The 9668-nt window shown below is 66.8% G+C and carries 11 protein-coding genes and 2 riboswitches; of the genes, 6 read left to right on the top strand and 5 right to left on the bottom strand.

The window, feature by feature from the left end:
• The first annotated feature begins 209 nt into the window (after positions 1-209).
• Positions 210-764, top strand: coding sequence for a hypothetical protein (locus tag EV641_RS22925; RefSeq protein WP_054714379.1), 555 nt, complete (start codon positions 210-212; stop codon positions 762-764).
• Here the strand turns inward: EV641_RS22925 and EV641_RS22920 are convergent.
• Genes EV641_RS22920 through EV641_RS22905 form a run of 4 tightly spaced genes read right to left on the bottom strand, consistent with a single transcriptional unit; the run spans position 739 to position 3965 of the window.
• Positions 739-1479, bottom strand: coding sequence for a cobalt-precorrin-6A reductase (locus tag EV641_RS22920; protein WP_132474821.1), 741 nt, complete (start codon positions 1477-1479; stop codon positions 739-741). The two genes, EV641_RS22925 and EV641_RS22920, sit on opposite strands and share 26 nt — an antisense overlap.
• Positions 1476-2969, bottom strand: a complete 1494-nt coding sequence (locus EV641_RS22915) for a cobyric acid synthase (protein ID WP_132474819.1) — start codon at positions 2967-2969, stop codon at positions 1476-1478. Before EV641_RS22915 ends, EV641_RS22920 begins: the two co-directional genes overlap by 4 nt.
• Positions 2970-2973: 4 nt before the next feature.
• On the bottom strand, positions 2974-3732 hold the full coding sequence (locus EV641_RS22910; RefSeq protein ID WP_132474842.1) for a CbtA family protein: 759 nt from the start codon (positions 3730-3732) through the stop codon (positions 2974-2976).
• A 38-nt stretch (positions 3733-3770) separates the two neighbouring features.
• Positions 3771-3965, bottom strand: coding sequence for a CbtB domain-containing protein (locus EV641_RS22905; RefSeq protein ID WP_054714377.1), 195 nt, complete (start codon positions 3963-3965; stop codon positions 3771-3773).
• A 30-nt stretch (positions 3966-3995) separates the two neighbouring features.
• Positions 3996-4130, bottom strand: a riboswitch (cobalamin riboswitch).
• Between the two features lie 52 nt (positions 4131-4182).
• Between EV641_RS22905 and EV641_RS22900 the strand changes: the two genes are divergently transcribed.
• Entirely contained in the window at positions 4183-4719 is a 537-nt protein-coding gene (locus tag EV641_RS22900) for a histidine phosphatase family protein (protein ID WP_132474817.1), read from the top strand.
• 3 nt (positions 4720-4722) lie between these two features.
• On the opposite strand, the gene EV641_RS22895 is transcribed toward EV641_RS22900, so the two are convergent.
• On the bottom strand, positions 4723-5652 hold the full coding sequence (locus tag EV641_RS22895; protein WP_132474815.1) for a cation diffusion facilitator family transporter: 930 nt from the start codon (positions 5650-5652) through the stop codon (positions 4723-4725).
• Positions 5653-5740: 88 nt separating this feature from the next.
• Positions 5741-5873: riboswitch (cobalamin riboswitch) on the top strand.
• 119 nt (positions 5874-5992) lie between these two features.
• Between EV641_RS22895 and EV641_RS22890 the strand changes: the two genes are divergently transcribed.
• Genes EV641_RS22890 through EV641_RS22875 form a run of 4 tightly spaced genes read left to right on the top strand, consistent with a single transcriptional unit; the run spans position 5993 to position 9639 of the window.
• Positions 5993-7006, top strand: coding sequence for an ABC transporter substrate-binding protein (locus EV641_RS22890; RefSeq protein ID WP_132474813.1), 1014 nt, complete (start codon positions 5993-5995; stop codon positions 7004-7006).
• Positions 7003-8118 carry an iron ABC transporter permease gene (locus tag EV641_RS22885; protein ID WP_132474811.1) on the top strand — a complete coding sequence of 372 codons (1116 nt, stop codon included), beginning with the start codon at positions 7003-7005 and terminating at the stop codon, positions 8116-8118. The genes EV641_RS22890 and EV641_RS22885 overlap by 4 nt, the downstream gene beginning before the upstream one ends.
• On the top strand, positions 8088-8894 hold the full coding sequence (locus EV641_RS22880) for an ABC transporter ATP-binding protein (RefSeq protein WP_241997410.1): 807 nt from the start codon (positions 8088-8090) through the stop codon (positions 8892-8894). Before EV641_RS22885 ends, EV641_RS22880 begins: the two co-directional genes overlap by 31 nt.
• A complete protein-coding gene (locus EV641_RS22875) occupies positions 8887-9639 on the top strand; it encodes a hypothetical protein (RefSeq protein WP_132474809.1) in 753 nt (250 codons plus the stop codon). The genes EV641_RS22880 and EV641_RS22875 overlap by 8 nt, the downstream gene beginning before the upstream one ends.
• Positions 9640-9668 lie beyond the last annotated feature (29 nt).

The raw sequence follows: 9668 nt of genomic DNA, 5'->3' as shown, positions 1-9668 counted from the left end.
TCGGTACGCGGCTGCCCGTGTCTCCCACGGAATCCTTCTCGCCACGACTGCACCCCTTCATCCAGGGGTGTTGCATTGGCCTTCTGAATCCAAGCAGGTCGTTATGTGGAGAACTGCACACTCGACCAGCAACGTGGCGCCGATCCCATTACAGTGCAACACTGTAATCAGTGCAAAAATGCACGTGAATGCGTCCGAGGAGGACGATCATGCGAAATCCACGCATACACTCACATGGCTTCGGCCGCCCCGGGGGCTGGCAACAGGCAGACGTGCCCGATGCCGGCGATGCCGAGGAATGGTTCTCCGGTCGCCTACCCGACGACTGGTTCACCGGGCCTGCCACGGTGGAGGTCGACCGCGAAGAAATCATCGTGACCGGCGAACTTCCCGCACCCGACGACGCCTCCGACGCAGCCGTCGAAGGACGCATCTCCCGGTTCCGGGAAAGCACCCGCCCCGAACGGATGCGCATCGCCGACGAAGCCGAGGCCCGCTACGGTCGCAAGGTCGCGTGGGGTGTCACGCTCGGCGGCCGTGACGTCCTGTTCACCCATCTCGCGGTGCCTGTCATGACGCGACTGCGTCAACCCGAGCGCAAGGTCCTCGACACTCTCGTCGACGCCGGGGTAGCTCGATCACGCTCCGACGCGCTCAAGTGGACGGTTCGACTCGCCGGACAACACACCGACGAATGGCTTACCGAACTGCGAGAGGCTATGAAGAAGGTCGACGACCTCAGATCGGAGGGGCCGCAGATCTGAGCGCCCAGTCGACGGCATCGGCGACCGACGCCACCGAAGCGACCCCGGCCGGTGCTGCGGGGCGGCGCACCACGATGACCCGCACCCCGAGTTCACCGGCGGCAGCGAGCTTCGCCCGGGTGAGTTCCCCACCCGAATCCTTTGTGACGAGGGTGTCGACCCCGTTGTCCCGCATCAGCTTGCGCTCCCCTTCGACGGTGTACGGGCCACGGGCCTGCACCACCGTCCAGGACGCCGGAACCTCATGGTCGAGCGGCTCGACCACCCGCACCGTCACCCGATGTCCACCGAGCGGACCGACGAAACGGCCCAGCGTCTGACGTCCCGTACTGAGAAAGATGCCCTCGCCGGTCGCGGCTTCCGTAGCAGCGGCGTCGTGGCCGTCAACCCAGATCCATGGGCCGTCGTCCGTCCACCCGGGGCGTTGCAACCGCAGGAGTGGAACATGTCGATGCGCACAGGCTGCTGCCGCGTTGGCGCTGATTCCCGCGGCAAACGGGTGCGTCGCGTCCACGACCGCATCGATGCCGTTGTCGCGCAGATAGTTCGCGAGCCCGTCGACACCTCCGAAACCTCCGATACGGACCGGTCCCACCGGCAGTCGCGGATTCCGGACACGGCCGGCGAGCGACGACACGAGATCCACTCCCTGGTCGTGCAGGGCTCCTGCGAGCGCCCGCGCTTCCCCGGTGCCCCCGAGGATGAGCACGGTCATCGCAGCGCTCCTGACAGGGTCGGCAACACCGTCGCGTCCGTCAGCATCGAAAGCAGTGCATCGACGTCGAGATGCTCGTCGATCATGTCGGCGAGGAGTTCGATCCGTTCGTCACGCGCCGACGCGAAGCTCACCGTTCCCGTGCGGATCTCACGCCCCGCCGCCGCTGCGACCTCGCGCAACCACGCGACCCGCAGTCGGTCTCCTTCGAGGCTGCCGTGCCACATCGTCCCGAACACGTTGCCGCTGCGCGCTCCACCGAGAAACTCGTCGGCGTCGCTGACTTCCACTCTCCCGTGATGGATCTCGTAGCCGGATGCAGGCGCACCCAGCGCGGTGCCCGAAGGCAGCCGCAGTACTTTGTCCGGCCCGAATTCCGTTCGGACGTCGAGCAGCCCGAGTCCCCGCGCCGACGCGCCGGGGTGTCCCTCGACTCCGTGGGGGTCGGTGATCTCGCGTCCGAGCATCTGGAATCCGCCGCAGATCCCCAACACTGCGCCACCCGCACGGGCGTGATCGACGATGGCGCCGTCGAGGCCGCGCGACCGCAGCCACTCGAGGTCGGCGAGGGTGGCTCGGGTGCCCGGCAGGATCACGATGTCGGCATCCGCAAGAGCCCGCGGATCGTCGACGAAACGGACCCGCACATCGGGTTCGAGGCAGAGCGCGTCGACGTCGGTGAAGTTGCTGACACGGGGCACCATCACCACCGCGATGGTGAGGGCACCGTCGGCGCCGTGTGCGGGTCGCGAGGTGAGGGCGAGCGAGTCCTCGGAATCGAGCCACAGGTCGCGTTGCCACGGCAGAACGCCGAGAACGGGGCGTCCGGTGAGTTCGTACAGCGAATCGAGGCCCGGTTTCAGCAAACCCACATCGCCGCGGAACTTGTTGATCACGAACCCGCGGATCAACTGCTGATCGGCGGCATCGAGCAGGGCAAGCGTGCCGTACATCGACGCGAATACGCCGCCGCGGTCGATGTCGCCCACGACGATCGCGGGCAGTCCCCCGTGCTGCGCGAGGCCCATGTTGACGTAATCGTGTGCGCGCAGGTTGATCTCGGCGGCACTTCCCGCACCTTCGCACACCACGACGTCGAAACGGCTGCGCAAGTCGTCGAATGCGGCGAACGCCGCCTCCGCGAGGTGCTTCCGCCCACCCGCGAACTCACCGGCCTCGAGAGTTCCGGCAGGACGACCGCGCACGACGACGTGGCTGCGCCGGTCACTGCCCGGCTTGAGCAGCACCGGATTCATCGCGGATTCCGGTACGGCACGCGCGGCGACGGACTGGATCCACTGGGCGCGCCCGATCTCCACCCCGTCACCGGTCGCGGCATCGACTGCGACCATCGAATTGTTCGACATGTTCTGCGCCTTGAACGGCGCGACCGTCAGACCACGTCGCGACAGTGCTCTGCAGATACCGGTGACGACCACGGACTTTCCTGCGTCCGAGGTCGTTCCGGCAACGAGAATGCCTTCGCCCACGTCGTCAGGCTACGGCCCGAACGCGCGCCGCACGTTCGGTGAGAAGCGCGAAGATGAATCCGAGCGCCGCCCACAGGGTGACCTGAACGGTGAACGAGGCGACACGGAACTGCCACAGCAGGCTTGCCGGGAAATCGTCACTCACTTCGTCGATGGTCGGCATGACGAGATAGCCCAGGCCTACCACGACGAGGAACGCGATCAGCGGTCCGACGATGCGGACGGTGTGCAGATCCTGGTTCGCAAGGGTCTTCGCGACCGCGACCGCCACCGCGATGGCGACCAAACCGAGCACGACGGCGGCGAACCACCACAGAGTGCGTTCGTTGATGGTGTCGGGATCGCCGACCGCCGGCGGGTTCGCCGGGTACTTGAAGAACGGAACCGCGTCGATCGCCAGCCACGCCGCACCGGCACCGGTCAATGCCAGCTTCCAGCCAGGCAAATCGGTGTAGCGACGCGCGAAGTGGAGCACCGCGGCGTACAGCGCACCGAGAGCAAGACCGGCAAGGCTGGTCGCGAGGAACAGGCCGGCCTTCTGGCCGGTCCGGCTCACCTCGGCATCGTCGCCGTGGCTGTGTGCTTCGACGCCCGCTGCAGCACCGTGATCATGATCGGTCGCTTCGGCTGCGGCCTCTTCGATCGCGATGGCGGAGTCGATGTGGGGTTCCCCGACGACGAACGCCACCGCACCGGCCAACAGACCGGCGAGCAGACCGGCGAGGAGGCCACGCAGCAACAATTGGACGAAACTTCCGGACAAGTTGGCTTGCCCACCCGGCGACGTCGGCCGGGTTTCGCTCAGTGACACGGGAGGCCCAGCAGATGTCGACCGTCGTGCATCAGTTCGTGCATGAACATGCCGGTGCGAGATATCGCTCCCTGATCGAATCCGACCAGATAGAGCACGACGAAGGCGAGGATCACCGTTGCAGCCACCGCTACGGCGAGCGCGGCCGAGCCGAGTGAGTCGTCGGGTGTATGGACTACCGCCATGACAACCTCCTGGGATTACGCGTCCCATCCGAAAGGCCACGTGCCGTGGGAGTTTTCTGACTTCCGGAGATCTGCGATCTCAGGTCCACAGTGGCGCGACCGTCCCGGATTCTCACCGGATTCCCTGCACCTCGGCACATGCGTACCGACGAACTTTGGCACCGCAGGTCAGTCGGTGTCAAGCGGAGAACCCTGCACCTCGAGGGACACTGTGCCCGTGCCCCGCCTGTTCCTGATCTCCCACGCCTCCACCCACGCGCAACAGCATGTGCGATTCCCGGCCGACGACCCGATCTCCGAGCGCGGGCGACGCGAACTCGAACGTGTCGCACCGCCGGTGATCGATCGCGCGCTGACGGCTCCTGAGGTCCGCTCCGTCGACACCGCAGCGACGCTGGGCTGGTCGGCGACCGTCGAACCCGCACTGCGCGACCTCGATTACGCGAATTGGTCCGGTATGCCGATGGACAGCGTCGCGGAAGTCGAACTTGCAGCGTGGCTGACCGATCCCGCGTCCACACCGCACGGCGGCGAGTCGATCGTCGACCTGATCGCGCGCGTCGGAGCCTGGCTGGACACCATCGACGAGTCACCCGAGCGAATCGGGGTCGTCACGCATCCGGCGGTCGTCAAAGCAGCGGTGGTGTGCGCGCTCGGAGCGCCGGCCTCGGCGTTCTGGAGGGCCGACGTCCGTCCGCTGAGTGTGACGCGGTTCAGCGGACGAGGTGGACGTTGGACGCTGCGTCCGGGCTGAGGTTCACCACGTCACGTCCTCCTCGCATTTGCGCCCGTCGACCGTTCGTTCCACCTGCACGGTCGCATGGTCGAGACCGTGCGACGACAATGTGGTGCGCGCCGAGTCCAGCACCCAGTTCGCGTCGTGGTCGCTCACGAGGTGCACGGTCGCCACGTCCATTCCCGTGGTCAGGGTCCACACGTGCAGATCGTGAACGCCGGACACGCCGGGCAGCGCAGCGAGATCGGCTCGGACGGCGTCGACGTCGAGATGACTCGGCGACGCCTGCGTCAGGATGCGGAGCGATTCGGCCGCGAGGCGGACCGCACGCGGCACGACCCACAGGGAGATCAGCACACCGACGATGACGTCGGCGAAACTCCACCCGAACGCGAGGACGAGCACACCGGCGACGAGGACCCCGACGGAGCCGAGCGCATCGGCGAGCACTTCCATGTAGGCCCCGCGCACCGCGAGGCTTCCCTTGGCGTCGGCGCGCAGGAGCAACATGACGACGATGTTCGCGGCGAGTCCGGCCAGCGCGGTGAGAATCAGCGGAGCCCCGGGGATCTCGGGGGTGTCGCCGATGCGGTTGATCGCTTCGTACATCACCCATGCCGCGACGCCGAGCAGCAGAACCGCGTTGGCCATCGCGGTGAGGACTTCGGCCCGATGCCAACCGAACGTGCGGGCCGCCGCGGCGCTGCCGCGACGGGCGAGTACGAGCGCCACCATGCCCATCGATACGCCCACGACGTCGGTGAGCATGTGCCCGGCATCCGCGAGCAGCGCAAGCGATCCGATCCACACGCCGACACCGGCTTCGAGGAGGAGAAACACTCCGAGAACCGCCAGGGAGATACCCATCCTCCGGATGGTGCGATCCGACGGTCCTGCGTCCTGCCCATGGCCGTGGCCTATGCCGTGTGAATGTCCGTGACCCGAACTCATGAGCCTCCTTCCAGGTCCGGGTCATCGTATGCACAAATGCGCATGTATTCAACGGCTACGTCCCCGACCACATGTCGCCCCAACCCCATGTGCATAATGACGCCAGCGTTGCTGATGCCCTCAGCAGGGGAAGTCCGGTCGAATTCCGGCGCTGACCCGCAACGGTGGACCGTCCGATTCGACGGTGAGCCCGAATACCTGCGTGGGCGTCTGCGACTCCGACATTCGCCGTGGTCTGCGAGACGGAGTCCAGTAGGGCAGCTCGTGCACCCGCGATCCGGGACGAACGCTGCCGTGGTGGACATCTGCTTCAGTCCACCCCAGCAGAGCACGAGGTCCCATGCTCCTCCATGTCCGTCCAGCACGCCGTCACATCGTCGCGTTCACCTCTCTCACCGCCGCAGCAGTGCTGCTGGCCGGGTGTTCCCGCGGTACCGCCACTACCGATACCGCCGAGGCCGTGTCCTTCGCGGAACCGGTGACCATCACCAACTGCGAACGCACCGCCACCTTCGACGCTCCTCCGCAGCGCATCATCTCCATGAACGACCACGTCACCGAAACACTCATCCAGATGGGTGTGGGCGACCGGATCGTCGGCATGGGATACGGCGAGCAATCCGATCCGCTGCCGGAGACCGCCGAACAGTTCGCCGAGATCCCGTCGCTCGCCAAGGAATACCCGACGTCCGAACAGGTCCTCGACCTCGAACCCGACCTGATCGTCGGCGGCATGCGCAGTGCGTTCGACGAGAAGAACGGATTCGGCCGCGACAGTCTCGAAGCCGCGGGCATCGGCACGTTCTTGTTCTCCGAATACTGCGGCGCCGGCTTCCCCGACATCGAACTGCTCGAGAACGACTTCGCGCAGCTCGGCTCGGTCCTCGGAGCCGAGGAGGACGCTGCCGCGCTCACCGAGCGCATCACTACCGAACTCGATGCGGTCCGCGAACGCCTGGAGTCCGCAGGTGCACAACCGGTCCGCACGTTCTTCTACGACTCCGGTGAAGCTGAGCCGCTGTCGGTCGGCGGCGTCGGCATCGGCAACCTGATCGGCGAATACGCGGGAGCCGAGAACCTCACGTCCGAAGGACCCAAACCCTACTTCGAAACCAGCTGGGAAGTGGTCGGCGAACGGCAGCCCGAGGCGATCGTGGTCCTCGATTACGGTTCCACCAGCGCCGACGACAAGATCGAGTTCCTGAAGAACCACCCCATCATGATGACCACGCCCGCGGTGCAGAACGATCGATTCATCGTGGTCCCCCTCGATGATTTCTTCGAAAGCTCCCGCATGGTCACCTCCGTGGAGACCATTGCGCACGGGTTGCACCCCGAGGCCTTCGACGTATGAGTGCCGTGATCGAGGCGCGGGCGCATACCACACCGACGCCGACGCCGGTCGAGAAGCGCGCGCCCGGCCGGCGCTCACTGTGGTCGGTCCTCACGGCACTCGTGGTCGCACTGGCCTTCGCCATCGTGGCTGCCGTGTCGCTCGGCACCGTCACCATTCCGCTCGGCGACGTGTGGGCGATCGTCGGCCACCGACTCGCCCCCACACCGTTCGAGGCAATGCTGGGAAATCCGTGGTGGAGCGCAACCCGCGACGCGATCGTCTTCGAATCGCGCCTCCCCCGCGCGTTGACCGCCGCCGTGGTGGGGGCTGCGCTCGCGATCGCGGGTGCCGTGGCTCAGGCGGCGACCCGTAACCCACTCGCCGACCCCTACCTGTTGGGTGTCTCGTCGGGAGCCGGCTTCGGTGTGGCCACGGTGACGGTCCTCGGGCTCGGTGCCGGTGCTCTCGGGATCTTCACGTTGCCCTTCGCGGCATTCATCGGAGCGCTCATCCCTCTCGCCGCCACCATCGTGGTGACTGTGCGCGCGCATTCGGTCACCGCCATCGTCCTGGTCGGCGTCGCACTGTCGATGGTGTTCTCGTCGCTGATCACCTTCGTCCTGCTCGTGGTCGGCGACGTCCACCAACTCGGCACCGTGATGCAGTGGCTTGCCGGAGGTTTCGGAGACGCCACCTGGACGACTCTGATCTCGCCGACGGTCGTCCTCGTCGTCGTGGGTGCAGCGGTGATCCTGTGCAGTCGTCAGCTCAATCTGCTTCTCACCGGCGACGACGGAGCCACCGCACTGGGAATCAACGTTCCTCGCTTCCGTGTACTGATCCTCCTCGCCGTGTCGCTCCTCGCGGCCGCGGCCGTCGCGGTGTCCGGCACTATCGGGTTCGTCGGCCTGCTCGTCCCGCACGTCGCCGGTTATCTCGTGGGCCGCAACGCGGCACGCCTCATCCCGACTGCTGCAGTGCTCGGCGCACTGGCGCTCGTACTCGCCGACATCATCGCCCGGTCGGTGAGCAACACCACCGAACTCCCCATCGGGGTCGTCACCGGACTCGTGGGTGGGCCGATCTTCATCGCCATGCTGTGGCGCCGATACGGGCGGGCAGCCTCGTGACCCGGCTCCGGGCGTTCGCCGTCGAGGCCCGGCTCGGAGATCGGCAGGTCCTGTGGGGCGTCGACCTCGATGTCGCGCCCGGAGAAGTGCTCGCGCTCGTCGGCCCCAACGGCAGCGGCAAGACCACACTCCTGCGTACCTGCTATCGGGCGTTGTCGGTGAGCGGCGGGGCGATCCTGCTGGAAAACGACCACATCCACTCGATGCGTCGAAGAGACGTGGCGCGCACCATCGGTGTCAGCTCACAGGAACCCGTGGCATTCGGTGGGGTGACGGTGCGCGAATCCGTCCGGCTCGGCCGGTCCGTGCAGCGCGGATGGTTCGAGCCGTTCCGGTCCGAGGACGACGCCGTGGTCGAGTCGGTTCTGGCCCGGGTATCGCTCACCGCGCACGCCGACCGGGACGTTGCGACGTTGTCCGGCGGTGAACGTCAACGGGTGTCGATTGCGCGTGCGCTCGCGCAGGAGCCCGAGGTACTCCTGCTCGACGAACCGACCAATCACCTCGATCTTCGTCACCAGCTCGGTGTGCTCGAGATGCTGCGCGAACTGGCAGCCGATGGGCTCGCCGTGTTGGTGACACTGCACGACATGCGCCTCGCGGCAGAGTACTGCGACCGCATGGCCGTACTGGACTCCGGGCACGTGATCGATGTCGGCACGCCCGAGAACGTGCTCACACCCGAGTTGCTCGGCGACGTGTTCGGTGTGCGGGGTGTTCTGCGCTCCGTCGAAGGCCGGCGTGTCCTCGACCTGCTGGGCCTCGTCCATGAGTGACGGGCGGCTGCGTGACAGCAGGCTGTTCGACATCGAGGCCGCGTACCGCCGGATTCGGTTGGTGCTCGGCGATTTCGCGCACACCGTGGATCTCGCAGGATTCGACGAGTTCCCCGGCTCGCTCCTCACCGACCCTGAGTGGCTCGCCGAGCGTGTTGCCGACACCGGAGTGCGGTGGGGCTGCGATGATGCCCGCGTCAACGGCACGCTGTGGTGGTATTCGGCGAGTTCCACGCTGGTAGCCGGAAGCGTCGCGATGCTGCTGACCGAGGGCAGTGCGCCCGACCCGGACCCGGACCGTCTGCGCTGCGCACTGCGTGAGAACGGGTATCTCGCCGCGGTACGTTCGTCGCGGATCGTGCACGGCGCCGAGGTCTATGCGGAGGCACTCGCGGCTGCGCACACATCTGTGATCTCGGCGCTGGCCACGGTGTCGGGCGCCTCACCCCGTGCGCTGTGGGCGATCGCGACGGACTCCGTCGCGGGCCGGGCCCTCACGGTCGGCCGGCAACTCGACAGGGTCGAGGGGGCGTGTGAGCTCTCCGAGTCACTGGCCGTCGCACCGATGTTGACGCCGAGATTCGTGGACGTCGACAGCGGAGGTCGTTCCGAACGGTTCGTCAGGCGAGGGTCGTGCTGCCTGATCTACGTCGCGACCGGCGAGAACAAGTGCATGAGCTGTCCTCGCCACGCTCCTGCCGACAGACTCTCGAAACTGCGGCAGCGCGCCGCGCAGACCGCGTAGATCGGGTGTGCTCCGAGAACCCCGCCGAC

The sequence above is a fragment of the Rhodococcus sp. SMB37 genome (genome assembly GCF_004345605.1).
Taxonomy (GTDB): domain Bacteria; phylum Actinomycetota; class Actinomycetes; order Mycobacteriales; family Mycobacteriaceae; genus Rhodococcus.
This window is presented reverse-complemented; position numbering and strand designations above follow the sequence as displayed.

Bases quoted from the DNA above. Each gene is read 5' to 3' on its own strand.
- EV641_RS22925 (WP_054714379.1), top strand. From the start codon at position 210: ATGCGAAATCCACGCATACACTCACATGGCTTCGGCCGCCCCGGGGGC.
- EV641_RS22920 (WP_132474821.1), bottom strand. From the start codon at position 1,479: ATGACCGTGCTCATCCTCGGGGGCACCGGGGAAGCGCGGGCGCTCGCA.
- EV641_RS22905 (WP_054714377.1), bottom strand. From the start codon at position 3,965: ATGGCGGTAGTCCATACACCCGACGACTCACTCGGCTCGGCCGCGCTC.
- EV641_RS22895 (WP_132474815.1), bottom strand. From the start codon at position 5,652: ATGAGTTCGGGTCACGGACATTCACACGGCATAGGCCACGGCCATGGG.
- EV641_RS22890 (WP_132474813.1), top strand. From the start codon at position 5,993: ATGCTCCTCCATGTCCGTCCAGCACGCCGTCACATCGTCGCGTTCACC.
- EV641_RS22885 (WP_132474811.1), top strand. From the start codon at position 7,003: ATGAGTGCCGTGATCGAGGCGCGGGCGCATACCACACCGACGCCGACG.
- EV641_RS22875 (WP_132474809.1), top strand. From the start codon at position 8,887: ATGAGTGACGGGCGGCTGCGTGACAGCAGGCTGTTCGACATCGAGGCC.